Source organism: Aquitalea magnusonii (assembly GCF_002217795.2).
GTDB lineage: Bacteria > Pseudomonadota > Gammaproteobacteria > Burkholderiales > Chromobacteriaceae > Aquitalea > Aquitalea magnusonii_B.
The window spans coordinates 4,594,522-4,609,314 of record NZ_AP018823.1 but is presented as its reverse complement, the minus strand read 5'-3'; the positions used below and the strand labels follow the sequence as shown (position 1 = coordinate 4,609,314).

Here is a 14,793-nt window from a genome sequence, read left to right as displayed (position 1 = left end):
ATGCCATCAGCACGTCGATAATATGACGTGTCTGACGCATGCTCGTTTGTCAAAGGAGCGCTCGCGGGCGCTCATTACACTCAAATATTGGGGCACTTTTCATGCGTAAAAGTATTATATCGCTTGCTCTGGCTCTGGGACTGGCTCTCCCGGCTTTTTCCGATACGCTGACCATCAAGCCCGACGCGCCGGCGCGCTATACCGTAGTCAAGGGCGACACGCTGTGGGGAATTTCCGGCCGTTATCTCAAGAGCCCATGGAAATGGCCCCGACTGTGGCAGATGAACAAAAGCGAGATCAAGAACCCCCACTGGATCTATCCCGGTGACGTGCTGGTACTCACCTACGTGAACGGCCAGCCGCGCCTGACCTTGGAAAAATCCGGTCAGGGCGATGTGCGCCTGTCACCTCAGGTACGCATGTCCGATATCGACAAAGCTATTGCCAGCATTCCTGCCAGAGCCATCGAACCCTTCCTCTACCGTCCACTGGTGGTCAACGAAGAAGAGTTTGCCACCTCGCCACGCCTGGTGGCTGGCCCGGAAGAGCGCCTGGCGTTTGGCACCGGCGATCGCGTGTTTGCCAATGGCGTGAGTACCGCGGGCAACTGGCAGATATATCGCGCCAGCAAGCCGCTGATCGACCCCGACACCAAGGAAAACCTGGGTTTTGAAGTGCTGTACGGCGGAGATGCCCAACTGGACAAAATGGGCGATGAAATCCAGACCATGCGCATCACGCGGGTTGCCAGCGAGATTCTGGTTGGAGACAGATTGATCAAGGCCCCGAAAGACCAGTTTGTCAGCTACGTACCGCACAGCCCGGACGGCAATATCCAGGGTCAGATCATCTCCGTGTATGACGGGGTGGATGGCGCGGCACAGTATTCCAACGTGGTAATCAACCGGGGCAAGCGTGAGCAGGTGGAACCCGGCGATGTATTCAGCCTGTTCAAGCATGGCAAGCCAATTACCGTGATAACCGCCGACGGCCAGAAAAAACAGGTGCTGCTGCCGGGGCAGACTGTGGGCAAGATTTTTGTCTACCGCGTCTTTGACAAGGTGTCGTACGCCCTGGTGCTGGACAGCACCGATGCCGTCAGTGTCGGGGATGTGGTCGCCCCGCCGGAAGGCGAATGAGCCAGTCCACGGCAGACTGGCTGCTGCTGGCACTGACCCCTGGCATCGGTCCGGCCGGTTTTCTCAAACTGATTGCCCGCTTCGGATCAGCCAGCCACGCCGTTGCCGCCAGCACTGCCCAGACCACCCCCATCATTGGCCAGGAGGCGGCGCTTGCCCTGCGTGAGCAACTGGCTGGCCCGGCGGTGGAAGCGGCGCTGACCTGGGCAAGCCAGCCTGACTGCACCCTGCTTAGCCTGCAGGACGACGACTATCCGCAAGCACTGGCCGAAACCGCCTCGCCGCCCCCGCTGTTGTTTGCCCGTGGCCAGCGCGCACTGCTGCAACGCCCCATGCTGGCCATGGTGGGCAGCCGCAGTGCCACGCCACCGGGCAAGCAGATTGCCGAGGAGTTTTCCCGTCGCCTATCCGCCGTGGGCTACACCATTGTCAGCGGCCTGGCCAGCGGCATCGACGCCGCTTCCCATCGCGGTGCCTTGCAGGAAGCCGGCTCCACCATTGCCGTTATCGGCACCGGCATCGACCGCGTCTACCCGGCCAGCAACCGTGAACTGGCCCATCACATCGGCAGTGCCGGCCTGATCCTGTCTGAATTCCCGCTGGGAGCAGGACCGCTGGCCAGCCACTTTCCACGCCGCAACCGCATCATTGCCGGCTTGTCGCGCGGCTGCCTGGTGGTGGAGGCCAATATCAATTCCGGCTCGCTGATTACCGCCAGGCTCTCCGGTGAATATGGCCGCGAAGTGATGGCCGTTCCCGGCTCCATCCATAATCCGCAGGCGCGGGGCTGCCATCGGCTGCTGAAGGAAGGTGCCCGGCTGATCGAAACGGTGGACGATGTGCTGGAAGAGATTGGCCGCCCGGCAGTGACCACCCCGCCAGCACCACGCAACACAGCAGATGAGCAGGCGGCGGAGCACCCGGTTTTGTCGCAGATGGGCTTTGATCCGGTGAGCAGCGAGACGCTTGCATTGCAACTCGGGTTGACGCAGGGGGAGCTTTACGCGATGCTGCTCGAGCTGGAGCTTGCCGGCAAGCTCGCCAGCTTGCCCGGTGGGCAGGTCCAGCGGCTGGTCTGACCCGGACCGGATCATGTGGCAGCCCATTTGAAGAAGACCTGATGTTTGACGTTCTCACTTATTTGTTCGAGCAGTACCGTGACCCGGACGCCTTTGGCGACCGCGGCTCCCTGATGCGCCAGCTCGAGGCCGCCGGCTTCGAGGACGAGGAAATCAACGACGCGCTGGACTGGCTGGACAATGTCGCCAATATGGTGGACGGCCTGTATGCCAGCGCTGACGATGCCTCCGGCATGCGCATCTACGCCGATGTCGAACTGGAACGCCTGCCCACCGAAGTGCGCGGCCTGATCCAGTTTCTGGAAGATCACGGCGCACTCTCGCCATCGCAACGTGAAATGGTAATCGACCGCCTGTGCGAGCTGCCGGACGATGACATCAATGTTGGCTCAGCCAAGCTGGTGGCGCTGATGGTGTTGTGGGCACAAAAAGCGGAACTGCCCATCCTCTTGGGGGAAGAACTGCTGGACGCCATTCACGGCGAACCAACCATGCAATGACTTGTCAGCGCTGGCGGTACGGGCTTACCATCCCGCCTCGCCTGATGATAACGGCAGGGAATTTTGACAAGAGCGCCAAATGCGCTCTTGTTTTATTTGCGCTCTTGCTTTATTTGATAGATAGAACCGCTATCAGCCGGATGTTTCCGGTACACACTGAAACGAAAACATGCCCTCCAGCCTCTTGATCGTTGAGTCGCCATCCAAGGCAAAAACGCTGAAGAAATACCTGGGACCGGACTTTGAAGTCCTGGCCTCCTACGGTCACGTGCGCGATCTGGTACCCAAAAACGGTGCGGTAGACCCTGAAAAGGGCTTCGCCATGAAATACCAGCTGATCGCCCGCAACAGCAAACACGTTGATGCCATCGTCAAGGCCGTGGCCGAAGTCGACCATGTCTACCTGGCAACTGACCCGGACCGCGAAGGCGAAGCCATTTCCTGGCACCTGGTGCAAATCCTCAACAGCAAGAAACTGCTGAAGGACAAGACCGCCCAGCGCGTGGTGTTCCACGAAATCACCAAGAACGCGGTACTGGAAGCCATCGGCAACCCGCGCGAAGTGGCACAGGACCTGGTGGATGCCCAGCAGGCACGCCGGGCGCTGGACTATCTGGTGGGTTTCAACCTGTCGCCGCTGCTGTGGAAAAAAATCCGCCGCGGCCTGTCGGCAGGGCGGGTACAAAGCCCGGCGCTGCGCCTGATCTGCGAACGCGAAAACGAGATCAAGGCCTTTGTGCAGCAGGAATACTGGTCGGTGCATCTGGACAGCCACAAGGGCCGTACCAAGTTTTCCGCCAAGCTGACCCAGCTTGCCGGCAAAAAACTGGATCAGTTCGACATTCCCGGTGATGCCGAACACGCCGACATTCTGGCCCGCCTGCAAAACCAGCCGGCCACCGTCACCAGCATCGAGAAGAAAAAGAAGTCGCGCAGCCCCGCCGCGCCCTTCACCACCTCCACGCTGCAACAGGAAGCCGTGCGCAAGCTGGGCATGACCACCGACCGCACCATGCGTACCGCGCAGCAGCTGTATGAAGGTATCGACATCGGCCAGGGCACGGTGGGTCTGATCACCTATATGCGTACCGACTCGGTGGCACTGGCCAACGAAGCCGTTGAAGAAATCCGTACTTATATCGGCGACACCTTCAACAACGACTTCCTGCCGAAAAACCCGGTCGCCTACAAGAACAAGTCCAAGAACGCACAGGAAGCGCACGAGGCCATCCGCCCGACCTCTATCCTGCGCACGCCGGAATCGGTCAAACCCTTCCTCACCACCGACCAGTTCAAGCTGTACGACATGGTGTGGAAGCGTACCCTGGCCTGCCAGATGGCTCCGGCCAAGTTTGACACCACCAGCGTGGACATCACCGTAGGCGAAGGCATCTTCCGCGCCAGCGGTCAGGTACAGACCTTTGCCGGCTTCCTGGCCGTGTACGAAGAAGACGTGGACGATGCCGAGGACGAGGACAACGCCAAGCTGCCGCTGCTGGAAGAAGGCGACAGCCTGCCGGTGGACAAGCTGTACGGTGAACAGCACTTCACCCAGCCGCCGCCGCGCTTCTCCGAAGCCAGTCTGGTGAAGGCACTGGAAGAATTCGGCATCGGCCGTCCGTCCACCTACGCCAGCATCATCTCCACGCTGAAAGACCGTGAATACGTGATCCTGGACAAGAAGCGCTTCTTGCCCACCGATACCGGCGACATCGTCAACAAGTTCCTGACTGAACATTTCAGCCAGTACGTGGACTACAACTTCACCGCCAAGCTGGAAAACCAGTTGGATGACATTGCCAGCGGCCAGCGCGAGTGGGTGCCGGTGATGGACAGTTTCTGGAAGGGCTTTTCCAAGCAGATTGCCGAAAAGGAAAGCATTTCCCGCGCCGAAGTCACCACCGAAAGCCTGGACGAAGCCTGCCCCAAATGCAGCAAGCCCTTGTCGATCAAGTTTGGCAAGCGTGGCCGCTTCATTGCCTGCACCGGTTATCCGGACTGCGACTACACCCGCAATATCGGTGAAACCGCCGAGCAGGCGGCAGAAGAAGCCGAAGCCCCGACGGTGATCGAAGACCGGGTCTGCCCGGACTGTGGCGGTGCGCTGCACATCAAGAAGGGTCGTTACGGCAAGTTCATCGGCTGCGCCAACTACCCCAAGTGCAAGCACATCGAACCGCTGGAAAAACCGCGTGACACCGGCGTGGAATGCCCGGAGTGCAAGTCCGGCCACCTGATCGAGCGCAAGAGCCGCTACGGCAAGCTGTTCTACAGCTGCAATACCTACCCCAAGTGCAAGTACGCCATCTGGAACCCGCCGGTGGCCGAGCCCTGCCCCAAGTGCAACTGGCCGATTCTCACCATCAAGACCACCAAGCGTCGTGGTACCGAGAAAGTCTGCCCGCAGAAGGAATGCGGCTACAGCGAGGTGATTGCCCCGCCGGAAGCCAAGCCGGCAGAAGAGTAAACTGCGGCCTGCAGTCGGTATGACACAACGCCACCTTCGGGTGGCGTTGTTTTTTTGGCCATGGCAGCCAAACCATGCAAGCAGCGGCGCTACGCCAACAGCATTGGCAATGCACTGATTTTATTAATCAAGTTCAGAAAAGTCGCCATATAATTCAGAAATCAGGCTAAACCGTAAACAGCTAAACAGTCTGAGGGCTCTTGCGACGGGCCACATCGTTTCCGAACCATACGCCGCCGCCATGACAGGCGGCGTTCGTCGTTTTACGGGCCACCCCCGGCAAAGCACACATCATGAAAACACATAGCAGCTTCTTTTTTACCGGTGCATCGGTACTGACTCTGTTTGGCCTGGCCAGCGGCCATTGGCTGATGCTTCCCATTGCCTTCCTGCTGGCATTCTGCGGCATGGTGGTGGCCGACCGGGAGCAACTGGCCGACATGGATGAGCGTACCGCCGCCATGCTGCTGGTGCTGCCCAGTCAGCATCCGCTCTTGCCGCTGGACCATTTCCACGGCAACGAACTGATGTTTTACCAGGCTGGCAGCCCGGTTTACCGCGTTTTGCAGGCAGATGGCGCCCGTTGGGAACTGGTCGGCGAATATGGCAAGGTAGAAGACGATAGCGGCTGCATCCGCGTTTACCCCGGTTATCTTTACCGGCGCCAGCCGGTCAGGACCGACGCCTGACCGCGCGAACAACCATCCACAGCCTTGTCCGATTAGCGTCGCCGCGCCTTGCCGCCGCGGCGCTACACCATGGTGTCAGCCACGGTTGGTGCCGGACTTGTCTTCCTGCTCGGTTTCGCGGATTTCCTTGCCCAGAAAAAAGTTGAGCGCGGTACGCAATACGGCAATGGCAGCCAGCTTGCCGATCTGGTCCCAACTGGGTGCCACGGCGGTGGACAGGATATCGGCCGCCAGTTGCAATTCCAGCGCCAGTGCCAGAAAGCGGGCAAAACTCAGCCGCACTGCATTGAATTGCGCCATGCCCGGCTCAAGGCAGCGTTGCAGGTAGCGCACCCCGGCCACCAGTACGCCGATGCCAATCACCACGGCACCGCTAGCCTCCACCGCCAGTTTCAGCCATAGCACCAGATTGAGCACCAGCTCTTCCACGCCGGATTCGGCAGGTGACAGCATGCGTTTTCCTCCAGCTTGATGGGGAAGGCCCCAGCATACACAGAAGGCGGACTGGCGACAGCTACTGACGGCCTGAGCATGCCAGCGCATGTTATGCTATCGGATTATCCGGCCGACCCCACCGCATGCTGTTACTGAAACTGACGCTGGTTCCTGCCTTTCTCTTCCTGCTGGCCCTGGTGGCACGCTATTGGGGCCCACACCGAGCGGGCTGGATGGCCGGCCTGCCGGTGGTGGCCGGGCCCATCCTGTGGCTGCTGATGCGGGAACATGGCCCGGCGTTTGCTGCCAGTGCCGCGCTGCAGGCCATTGCCGCCATTGCCGCCTCCGAATTGTTCAACCTGATCTATGCCCGCCTGGCTGCCCGCTTTGCCTGGCCGCTGACGCTGATATTTGCGCTGTGCGGCTGGCTGCTGGCCGCCTGTCTGCTGCAAAGCCTGACCCTGACACTCCCCGCCGCCGTCACCATGGCACTGCTGGCGGTGCTGATCAACAGCGTCTGCCTGCCCCGCCCGGCCCTGTCAGGCGTGGTGGCTGCGGTGAATGAAACCCTGGGCTTGCGAATGCTGGCAGCCACCGTACTGACCTTGCTGGTCAGCCTGGCCGCCAGCCATCTGGGGGCGCGCTGGAGTGGAATGCTGGCTGTTTTCCCGCTGCTGGCGGTGGTGATGGCGGTGGCAACCCAGCGGACACAAGGCGTGGCGGCAACGCAGGCATTGTTGCGCGGCATGCTGCTGGGTCGGCTTGGCTTTGCCGGCTTTTGTCTGGCCTTGTGGCTCTTGCTACCGCAGATGGACGGCAATCTGGCGTTCTTGCTGGCTGCCGCCACGGCCATTGGCTTGCAACTGCTGTCACGCCGTTTGCTGGCAGCCTAGTGGCCGAACAACACCAGCGACCACATGGCGGCCAGATTGATCAGGCCGAGCAACTGGGCCGCGCTGCCCATGTCCTTGGCACGCTTGGCCAGCGGGTGGCGCTCCAGAGAAGTGTGGTCCACTGCTGCCTCGATGGCGGAATTGAGCAGTTCGATCACCAGGGTCGCCAGCGAACTGGCCACCAGCAGCGCACGGGCCAGCGGGCTGGCCGGCACGATGAACAGGGCGGTGGGAATGAGGATGATGGCCAGCAAGGCCAGTTGGCGGAAGGCATCTTCATGGCGGAAGGCCGCCTTGATGCCGTCCAGCGAATAGCCAAAGGCGTTGATCAATCGGCGAATGCCGGTCTTGCCCTTGAACGGGCTTTCCTCATGCTTGCTCATGTCGGGTCCTGTGATTGCGCAGTGTCAGCCGGGTGGTGCCAATCTGGCGAGCGGCATGTTAAGCCCTGCCCTGCAGTGCAGCAAGCCTGACTTGCCGGACGGCCAGCGGCGATGGTGCCGCCGGCAGATGACAGGCTGATGGCAAGGCTTAATGTGCGGTGGCACGTTCCAGTGCGTCGATGTACAGGCCGGCAACGTTCAGGCCGGTCTGATCCATGATTTCGCGGAAGCAGGTGGGGCTGGTGACATTCACTTCGGTCAGGTAATTGCCGATCACATCCAGACCGGCCAGCAGGATGCCGCGCTTTTTCAGCTCCGGACCCACCGCTTCGGCAATTTCGCGGTCACGGGCACTGAGCGGGCGGGCTTCGCCACGACCACCGGCTGCCAGGTTGCCACGGGTTTCACCGGCGGCCGGAATGCGTGCCAGGCAGTAGTCCACCGGCACGCCGTCAATCACCAGCACGCGCTTGTCGCCATCGCGGATTTCCGGGATGTAACGCTGGGCCATGATGGTGCGCTTGCCGCGCAGGGTGATGGTTTCCAGAATCACCGACAGGTTGGGGTCGTTCGGGGTCACCCGGAAAATGCTGTCGCCACCCATGCTGTCCAGCGGCTTGAGAATCACATCCAGATGCTGGCGGATAAAGGCTTTCAGGCGCGGGGTTTCACCGGTGATCATGGTGGGCGCGGTCAGTTCCGGGAAGTTCAGGATGGCCAGCTTTTCGTTAAAGTCCCGCAGGGCCTGACCGCTGGTGAATACCTTGACGCCCTGCGCTTCGGCCAGCGTGAACAGCTGGGAGGCGTACAGGTATTCCATGTCGAACGGCGGGTCCTTGCGCATCACCACCGCATTGAAGGCGGTCAGCGGCTGGCGATGCACATCATCCAGCTTGTACCAGGCCGGGTGGTCTCCCTTGCGCTCATCGGTGACGGTAAGGCCTCGGGCATCCACCAGCAGACGGCCGCCTTCCACTGACAGCTGGTGCGCCTGGGCATAGCTGATGGCATGGCCGCGGCGCGCCGCCTCTTCCATCATGGCGAAGGTGGTGTCCTTGTAAATCTTGAACTGTTCCAGCGGGTCGGCGATGAACAGGATACGCATGCTGCTCTCCAGAGTTGGGGGCGGCCAGCTGGGGCCGTCGGATTCATTGATGATAGTAGGCGTCCAGCGCATAGCGCCGGGTCGATGTTTTCCAGCGGCCATTGACCAGGGTTTCGCGGGTGACGCGCACCTCTTTGCCTGCCGGGTCCTGCGCGTCCTCGATCAGCCGCTCCACGGCCTGCAAATGGTGGCGGGCGTCGAACTGGTAATCGGTGGTTTCGTGGTAACAGCAGCCGCTCTTGGCAAAGGTACGCAGTCGCTTGCGCTTGGCATCCACCTGGAACAGGCCCAGGTTTTCTTCGGTCAGCGTTGATAATTCATCGTTGAGCACAAATTGCTTGCGAGCCGTGTCGTACAGGTAAACCCGGTAGGTGGGGCCGCCATAGGGGCCAGTATTATCCTTTTGCACCGCAAAATCGATATGGCCGTCGAAGTCGAAATCATCCCACTGCAAACCATACCCCTGAGGGCTATTGAGCAGCGGCTTGCCTGCATCACGCGGCATGAAAACATTATCCAGCCGCAGTTGCTGAATGCGGCGCTGGCTGCGTTTATCGATGATGTTGATGATGGCCGGGCCTTCGGCTGCCCAGCCATGCTCGCCCCAGTCGAGCAACGTGATGTCAAAGCGGTAAGCCGGCATGGCATTGTCGATTTGCTGACGGACCAGCTGCGCGTGCTGCAACTGCTCCAGTCGCTCTTTATAGACACTTTGCAGGCAGGTGGCATCGGCCTTGCACTCGGCACGCGGGCCAGCCAGCCACTGGCGCTGGTTGTCTTGCAGCAGGCCTTGCTGATTGTGCTGCCGGTAGGCGGCAGCCACTTGCTCGTCCAGCACGGAGAGTTCCGGCTGGCGGCAGATGGCCTGCTCGGTGGCCGTTGCCGCCTTGCTGCAATCAAAGCTGGCTGCTGTCGCCAGCATTGGCAACAGAAGCAGCAGCCACAGCAGCAAGCGGCGCAGGGCAGGCATGGACTCAGTCGCGCTCGGGGTCGGTGTTTTCCAGCTCCAGCGCGGCGGCCAGCAGCGCCAGACGGGCAATCACACCATAGGCGTAGAAGCGGTTGGGCGCACAGTCCGGCGAGCCGTGCTTGTCCGGCAGGCAGGGGGTTTCGAACGACAGCGGTACAAACTGCATGCCCGGTGCGTTGAGGTTTTCGTCAATGCCACGGCCGGTATGCACGCGGTAGAAACCACCGGTGACAAAGCGGTCCATCATGTACACCACCGGCTCGGCCACCGCGTCGTCCACGGTTTCGAAGGTGTACACACCTTCCTGCACGATGACTTCGGAGACTTCCAGCCCTTCTTTCACCACCGACATCTTGTTGCGTGCCTTGCGGTTCAGCCCGATGACCTCTTCCGGGCTCTTCACGCTCATCACGCCCATGCCATAGGTACCGGCATCGGCCTTGACGATGACGAAGGGGTCGTTCTTGATGCCGTATTCACGATATTTGGCCGCGATCTTGTCCAACGTGCCGGCCACGGCTTCGGCCAGCGCGTCCTCGCCCTGGCGGGCGTGGAAGTCCAGCCCGTTACAGTTGACGAAGTAGGGGTTGATCATCCACGGGTCGATGGAAATCAGTTGGGCAAACTGCTCGGCCACCTGGTCGTAGGCGGTAAAGTGGTTGCTCTTGCGGCGTACCGCCCAGCCGGCATGCAGCGGCGGCAGCAGGTTTTGTTCCAGATCCTTCAGGATGTCGGGAATGCCGCCGGACAAATCATTATTCAGCAGCACCACGCAGGGGTTGAAGCCATCTGCCAGCCGCAGGCGGTTGCCCTGGCGCAGGATGGGTTCCAGTTTGACGATGTCGCCGCCGGCGCTGGTCAGTTCGGTGACTGCGGTGATTTCCGGGTTCAGCGTACCCAGGCGCACCCTCAGACCGGCTTGCTCGAAAATATGTACCAGCGTGGCCACATTTTGCAGATAGAAGGTATTGCGGGTGTGGTTTTCCGGAATCAGCAGGATGCTGCGCGCTTCCGGACAGACTTTTTCCACCGCAGCCTGCGCAGCCTGGATGGACAGCGGCAGGAAGTCCGGATTGAGATTGTTGTGTCCGCCAGGGAACAGGTTCATGTCTACCGGGGCCAGCTTGAAACCGCTGTTACGCAGGTCAACCGAACCGTAGAACGGCGCGGCATGGTTATGCCACTGACTGCGGAACCAGTGCTCGATATGGGGTTGGGCGGTCAGAATGCGGCTTTCCAGTTCCAGCAGCGGGCCGGTCAGTGCGGTGGACAGATGTGGGACGGTCATGGGCTCCCCTAGGCGTCGGATGGCTTGCGAGTAATTGGTCTATGGTGGGGGTTGGTTCTGGGGAATTCAACCCTCTGCCATGAAGGAAAGCTTGATTGTTTACCGTGGGAAAGCGCACGGCGCGCCATTCGGGGTAATCTTCCCCCGGCATGGCGCTGGCGGGTCAATGCTGCGGCCACACTTCGCCATAGGCGCGCTGATACAGCGCCCGCAGTTGTTCCCAGTCGAAGAAGTGGTTCTGGCAACCAGCGGTAGTCACCTTGATGGCACCGATCATATTGGCCAGACGCCCGGTGAGTTGCCAGTCCAGCTGATGGCGGATGCCGTACATCAGCCCGGCACGGAAGGCATCGCCACAGCCCATCGGGTCTAGCGGCGGCTGGGGCATCTCCACCCGTGGCAGGTGGATGTGGTCGGCCCCCACGTAGAGGTCGGCCCCACGCGCACCGCGGGTCACCACCACCGCCTGCACCTTGCGCCGCAAATCCTCCACCGTCAGCCCGGCGCGTTCGCGCATCAGCTCGCTTTCGTAGTCGTTGATGGTGACGTAGCTGGCCAGCTCCACAATCTGGTGGATTTCCTCGCGCGACAGCAGCGGCAACTCCTGGCCCGGATCGAAGATGAAGGGAATACCAGCGGCAGCCAGCTCTTGCGAATGCTGCAGGAAGGCACGATGGCCACCGGGCGACAGGATGGCCAGCTCCACCGGCTGCCGGATGTCGGCGATGTGGTTTTCAACAGAAAAATCCATCGCCCCCGGATGAAAAGCCATCAGTTGGTTGCCGTCTTCATCGGCAATGCCGAAGCACTGGGCGGTGTATTGTTTGCGGATCAGCCGGATATGACTGTCATCCACCCCGGCACGGAGCAGGTGCTGGCGGTAGGGCTGGAAGTCCTCGCCCACCGTACCCATCACCAGCGGTTTTTCGCCCAGCAGGGTGAGGCTGTAGGCGATATTGCCCGCCATGCCGCCAAATTCGCGCCGCATGGTGGGAGCCAGAAAAGTGGTGGAAATCTTGTGCAGCTGATCGGGCAGAATCTGACTGTCGAATCGACCGTGAAACGAGAACAGCGTATCGTAGGCGAGCGCCCCGCATACCAGGAGAGACATGCTCACTCCGAATAAAAATCAACTGAACATTTTAACATGAAACTTTTTTGTGCATGCGGAGCGAAACTTGCGCCTGCGCCCTCTCTCCAAAGGCAGCAAACCCGTTTTCCCATTCTGCAAGCTCGTTCTGGAGGCCACATGAACCTGACATCCTTGCGCGCCACGCTGTTGGCCGCCCTGCTCTGCCTGCTGCCACTGGCTGCCAGCGCCGCGCCCACGCTGGCGCAAACCCGCTTCACCGACCAGAGCGGCAGTTCGGTGTCCTTACGTGCCTATCAGGGCAAGGTGGTGCTGGTGAACTTCTGGGCCACCTGGTGCAGCCCCTGCCGCGAAGAAATGCCCATGCTCAATGCGCTGCGCGAGCGTCTGGCGCCCAAGGGTGTGGAGGTAGTGGGCGTGGCGCTGGACAACAAGACCGAGACCTATAACTTTGCCCGCCAGCTGAAAATCAACTACCCCATCGTGCTGGGCGACAGCGACACCCTCAGCCTGCTGCGCAGCCTGGGTAATCCGGCTGGTGCGCTGCCTTACAGCATCATCCTGGACCGCAATGGCAAGCAGGTGGGCAGCCTGCTGGGCCGTCTGAACGAAAAGAACCTGGAAGACACGCTGCGTCACTTCCTGTAAGCCCTGCGCCAGCCCGACAGCAAAAATCCCCGCCATTGTCGGCGGGGATTTTCATTTCTGCCAGCAGGTGGCTGAAGTCATCAGAGACTGGCCGCCAGCTCGCTGCCCTGGCGAATGGCGCGCTTGGCATCCAGTTCGGCCGCCACATCAGCACCGCCAATCAGGTGTACGGTTTTGCCGGCATCCAGCAGTGGTTGCTGCAATTCGCGCAGCGGGTCCTGACCGGCACAGATGATGACGTTATCCACGGCCAGCACTTGCGGCTCGTCCTTGATGACGACATGCAGGCCGGCATCGTCGATCTTCTGATAGCTGACGCCGGACAGCATCTTCACCTTTTTCATTTGCAGGCTGGCGCGATGAATCCAGCCGGTGGTCTTGCCCAAGCCATCCCCCACCTTGCTTTGCTTGCGTTGCAACAGGTAAACCTCACGCGGGCTGGCATGCGGCTGCGGGCCTTGCGGGCTGAGGCCACCGGGGTGTGCCACCTGCATGTCCACGCCCCATTCCTGCATGAAGGCTGCCACGTCCAGCGAGGTGGACTTGCCTTCATGAGTGAGGAATTCCGCGGTATCAAAACCGATGCCACCGGCACCGATGATGGCGACACGCTTGCCCACCGGCTTGCCATGCTTGAGCACGTCCAGGTAATTGAGCACCTTGGGGTGGTCGATGCCGTCGATCTGCGGCAGGCGCGGCGCAATGCCGGTGGCCAGTACCACCTCGTCGAAGTCGCGCAGCATGGCGGCATCGGCGCGGGTGTTCAGTTGCAAAGTCACGCCGGTCGCGGCCAGACGGCGGTCGAAATAACGCAGGGTTTCATGGAATTCTTCCTTGCCCGGAATGCGCTTGGCCACATTGAACTGGCCGCCGATTTCGCCTGCGGCATCGAACAGCGTCACCTGATGGCCGCGTTCGGCGGCAACGGTGGCACAGGCCAGGCCTGCCGGGCCGGCCCCCACCACGGCAATCTTCTTGCGCTGCAGCGCCGGGGTGTAATTGAGTTCGGTTTCGCGACAGGCACGCGGGTTCACCAGACAGCTGGTGAGCTTGCCCTGGAAGATGTGGTCGAGACAGGCCTGATTGCAGCCGATGCAGGTGTTGATTTCATCGCCCTTGCCGGCTGCCGCCTTGTTGACGAAATCCGGGTCGGCCAGGAAGGGGCGCGCCATCGACACCATGTCGGCACAGCCGCTGGCCAGGATGTCTTCCGCCACTTCCGGGGTGTTGATGCGGTTGGTGGTGATCAGCGGAATGTTCACCTTGCCCATCAGCTTTTTGGTGACCCAGGCAAAGCCACCACGCGGCACCATGGTGGCAATGGTGGGGACACGGGCTTCGTGCCAGCCGATGCCGGTATTGATGATGCTGGCGCCGGCGCGTTCGATCTCCTGCGCCAGTTGCACCACCTCGTCCCAGCTGCTGCCGTCCTGCACCAGGTCCAGCATGGACAGGCGGTAGATGATGATGAAATCGCTGCCCACCGCGGCACGCACGGCCTTGACCGTTTCGATGGCGAAGCGGATGCGGTTTTCAAAGCTGCCGCCCCAGTCATCGGTGCGCTTGTTGGTGGCACGGGCGATGAACTGGTTGATCAGATAGCCTTCCGACCCCATCACCTCGACGCCATCGTAACCGGCTTGCTGGGCCAGCCTGGCGCAGCGGGCGAAGTCGGCAATGGTTTGCCACACCTCGGTGTCGCTCAATTCACGCGGGCGGTAGAAGTTGATGGGCGCAATCAGCGGCGAGGCCGACACGCATTTTTCCTGAAAGCTGTAGCGACCGGAGTGCAGGATCTGCAGCGCGATCTTGCCACCTGCGGCATGCACGGCATCGGTCACCTTGCGGTGGTCCGGCACGTGCTGTTCATCGGCCAGCATGGAAGCCCCTTCGGCTACACAGCCTTCCGCATTCGGTCCCACCCCGCCGGTCACGATCAGGCCGACACCACCACGGGCGCGTTCGGCGTAGAAGGCGGCCATCTTGTCAAAGCCACCGGGCGCTTCTTCCAGGCCGGTGTGCATGGAGCCCATCAACACGCGGTTTTTCAGCGTGGTAAAGCCAAGGTCCAGCGGGGCCAGCAAATGCGGATATGCAGTCATGTTTC

General features: G+C 61.1%; 14 protein-coding genes. 7 read left to right on the top strand and 7 right to left on the bottom strand.

Features of this window, described 5'->3' with window-relative positions; translation table 11 throughout:
• Positions 1 to 101 precede the first annotated feature (101 nt).
• The 5 genes from DLM_RS21630 to DLM_RS21610 all read left to right on the top strand — a co-directional run bounded on the left by DLM_RS21630 (position 102) and on the right by DLM_RS21610 (position 5,874).
• Entirely contained in the window at positions 102 to 1,139 is a 1,038-nt protein-coding gene (locus DLM_RS21630) for a LysM peptidoglycan-binding domain-containing protein (protein WP_089082844.1), read from the top strand.
• On the top strand, positions 1,136 to 2,218 hold the full coding sequence (dprA, locus tag DLM_RS21625) for a DNA-processing protein DprA (protein WP_089082845.1): 1,083 nt from the start codon (positions 1,136 to 1,138) through the stop codon (positions 2,216 to 2,218). Before DLM_RS21630 ends, dprA begins: the two co-directional genes overlap by 4 nt.
• A 41-nt stretch (positions 2,219 to 2,259) precedes the next feature.
• The gene (locus DLM_RS21620; protein WP_089082846.1) at positions 2,260 to 2,718 is read left to right on the top strand and encodes a DUF494 family protein; all 459 of its coding nucleotides are present in this window, start codon (positions 2,260 to 2,262) and stop codon (positions 2,716 to 2,718) included.
• Positions 2,719 to 2,887: 169 nt separating this feature from the next.
• A complete protein-coding gene (gene topA, locus DLM_RS21615) occupies positions 2,888 to 5,185 on the top strand; it encodes a type I DNA topoisomerase (RefSeq protein ID WP_089082847.1) in 2,298 nt (765 codons plus the stop codon).
• 293 nt (positions 5,186 to 5,478) lie between these two features.
• Positions 5,479 to 5,874 carry a hypothetical protein gene (locus DLM_RS21610; RefSeq protein WP_089082848.1) on the top strand — a complete coding sequence of 132 codons (396 nt, stop codon included), beginning with the start codon at positions 5,479 to 5,481 and terminating at the stop codon, positions 5,872 to 5,874.
• 75 nt (positions 5,875 to 5,949) lie between these two features.
• Here DLM_RS21610 and DLM_RS21605 read toward each other — a convergent pair whose 3' ends face one another.
• Entirely contained in the window at positions 5,950 to 6,327 is a 378-nt protein-coding gene (locus DLM_RS21605) for a DUF1622 domain-containing protein (RefSeq protein WP_089082849.1), read from the bottom strand.
• A gap of 125 nt (positions 6,328 to 6,452) precedes the next feature.
• Here DLM_RS21605 and DLM_RS21600 point away from each other — a divergent pair, with 125 nt between their 5' ends.
• Complete coding sequence (locus DLM_RS21600; protein WP_089082850.1) at positions 6,453 to 7,202, top strand: hypothetical protein; 750 nt, start codon at positions 6,453 to 6,455, stop codon at positions 7,200 to 7,202.
• Here the strand turns inward: DLM_RS21600 and DLM_RS21595 are convergent.
• The 5 genes from DLM_RS21595 to DLM_RS21575 form a co-directional block, all read right to left on the bottom strand.
• Complete coding sequence (locus tag DLM_RS21595) at positions 7,199 to 7,585, bottom strand: diacylglycerol kinase (protein ID WP_045846412.1); 387 nt, start codon at positions 7,583 to 7,585, stop codon at positions 7,199 to 7,201. The genes DLM_RS21600 and DLM_RS21595 overlap by 4 nt on opposite strands.
• Positions 7,586 to 7,733: 148 nt before the next feature.
• Positions 7,734 to 8,690, bottom strand: coding sequence for a glutathione synthase (gene gshB / locus DLM_RS21590; protein ID WP_062788398.1), 957 nt, complete (start codon positions 8,688 to 8,690; stop codon positions 7,734 to 7,736).
• Between the two features lie 43 nt (positions 8,691 to 8,733).
• Complete coding sequence (locus DLM_RS21585) at positions 8,734 to 9,660, bottom strand: lysozyme inhibitor LprI family protein (RefSeq protein ID WP_089082851.1); 927 nt, start codon at positions 9,658 to 9,660, stop codon at positions 8,734 to 8,736.
• A gap of 4 nt (positions 9,661 to 9,664) precedes the next feature.
• Complete coding sequence (gshA, locus tag DLM_RS21580) at positions 9,665 to 10,948, bottom strand: glutamate--cysteine ligase (RefSeq protein WP_089082852.1); 1,284 nt, start codon at positions 10,946 to 10,948, stop codon at positions 9,665 to 9,667.
• 163 nt (positions 10,949 to 11,111) lie between these two features.
• On the bottom strand, positions 11,112 to 12,059 hold the full coding sequence (locus DLM_RS21575) for a carbohydrate kinase family protein (RefSeq protein ID WP_089082853.1): 948 nt from the start codon (positions 12,057 to 12,059) through the stop codon (positions 11,112 to 11,114).
• Positions 12,060 to 12,197: 138 nt separating this feature from the next.
• On the opposite strand from DLM_RS21575, the gene DLM_RS21570 reads away from it, so the two are divergent.
• Positions 12,198 to 12,686 carry a TlpA family protein disulfide reductase gene (locus DLM_RS21570; RefSeq protein ID WP_089082854.1) on the top strand — a complete coding sequence of 163 codons (489 nt, stop codon included), beginning with the start codon at positions 12,198 to 12,200 and terminating at the stop codon, positions 12,684 to 12,686.
• Between the two features lie 80 nt (positions 12,687 to 12,766).
• Here DLM_RS21570 and DLM_RS21565 read toward each other — a convergent pair whose 3' ends face one another.
• A complete protein-coding gene (locus DLM_RS21565) occupies positions 12,767 to 14,788 on the bottom strand; it encodes an NADPH-dependent 2,4-dienoyl-CoA reductase (RefSeq protein ID WP_089082855.1) in 2,022 nt (673 codons plus the stop codon).
• Between the last annotated feature and the right edge of the window lie 5 nt (positions 14,789 to 14,793).

What these genes read in the sequence shown, in the direction of transcription:
- DLM_RS21630 (WP_089082844.1), top strand. Translation starts at nt 102, where the DNA reads ATGCGTAAAAGTATTATATCGCTTGCTCTGGCTCTGGGACTGGCTCTC.
- dprA (WP_089082845.1), top strand. Translation starts at nt 1,136, where the DNA reads ATGAGCCAGTCCACGGCAGACTGGCTGCTGCTGGCACTGACCCCTGGC.
- DLM_RS21620 (WP_089082846.1), top strand. Translation starts at nt 2,260, where the DNA reads ATGTTTGACGTTCTCACTTATTTGTTCGAGCAGTACCGTGACCCGGAC.
- topA (WP_089082847.1), top strand. Translation starts at nt 2,888, where the DNA reads ATGCCCTCCAGCCTCTTGATCGTTGAGTCGCCATCCAAGGCAAAAACG.
- DLM_RS21610 (WP_089082848.1), top strand. Translation starts at nt 5,479, where the DNA reads ATGAAAACACATAGCAGCTTCTTTTTTACCGGTGCATCGGTACTGACT.
- DLM_RS21605 (WP_089082849.1), bottom strand. Translation starts at nt 6,327, where the DNA reads ATGCTGTCACCTGCCGAATCCGGCGTGGAAGAGCTGGTGCTCAATCTG.
- DLM_RS21600 (WP_089082850.1), top strand. Translation starts at nt 6,453, where the DNA reads ATGCTGTTACTGAAACTGACGCTGGTTCCTGCCTTTCTCTTCCTGCTG.
- DLM_RS21595 (WP_045846412.1), bottom strand. Translation starts at nt 7,585, where the DNA reads ATGAGCAAGCATGAGGAAAGCCCGTTCAAGGGCAAGACCGGCATTCGC.
- gshB (WP_062788398.1), bottom strand. Translation starts at nt 8,690, where the DNA reads ATGCGTATCCTGTTCATCGCCGACCCGCTGGAACAGTTCAAGATTTAC.
- DLM_RS21585 (WP_089082851.1), bottom strand. Translation starts at nt 9,660, where the DNA reads ATGCCTGCCCTGCGCCGCTTGCTGCTGTGGCTGCTGCTTCTGTTGCCA.
- gshA (WP_089082852.1), bottom strand. Translation starts at nt 10,948, where the DNA reads ATGACCGTCCCACATCTGTCCACCGCACTGACCGGCCCGCTGCTGGAA.
- DLM_RS21575 (WP_089082853.1), bottom strand. Translation starts at nt 12,059, where the DNA reads ATGTCTCTCCTGGTATGCGGGGCGCTCGCCTACGATACGCTGTTCTCG.
- DLM_RS21570 (WP_089082854.1), top strand. Translation starts at nt 12,198, where the DNA reads ATGAACCTGACATCCTTGCGCGCCACGCTGTTGGCCGCCCTGCTCTGC.
- DLM_RS21565 (WP_089082855.1), bottom strand. Translation starts at nt 14,788, where the DNA reads ATGACTGCATATCCGCATTTGCTGGCCCCGCTGGACCTTGGCTTTACC.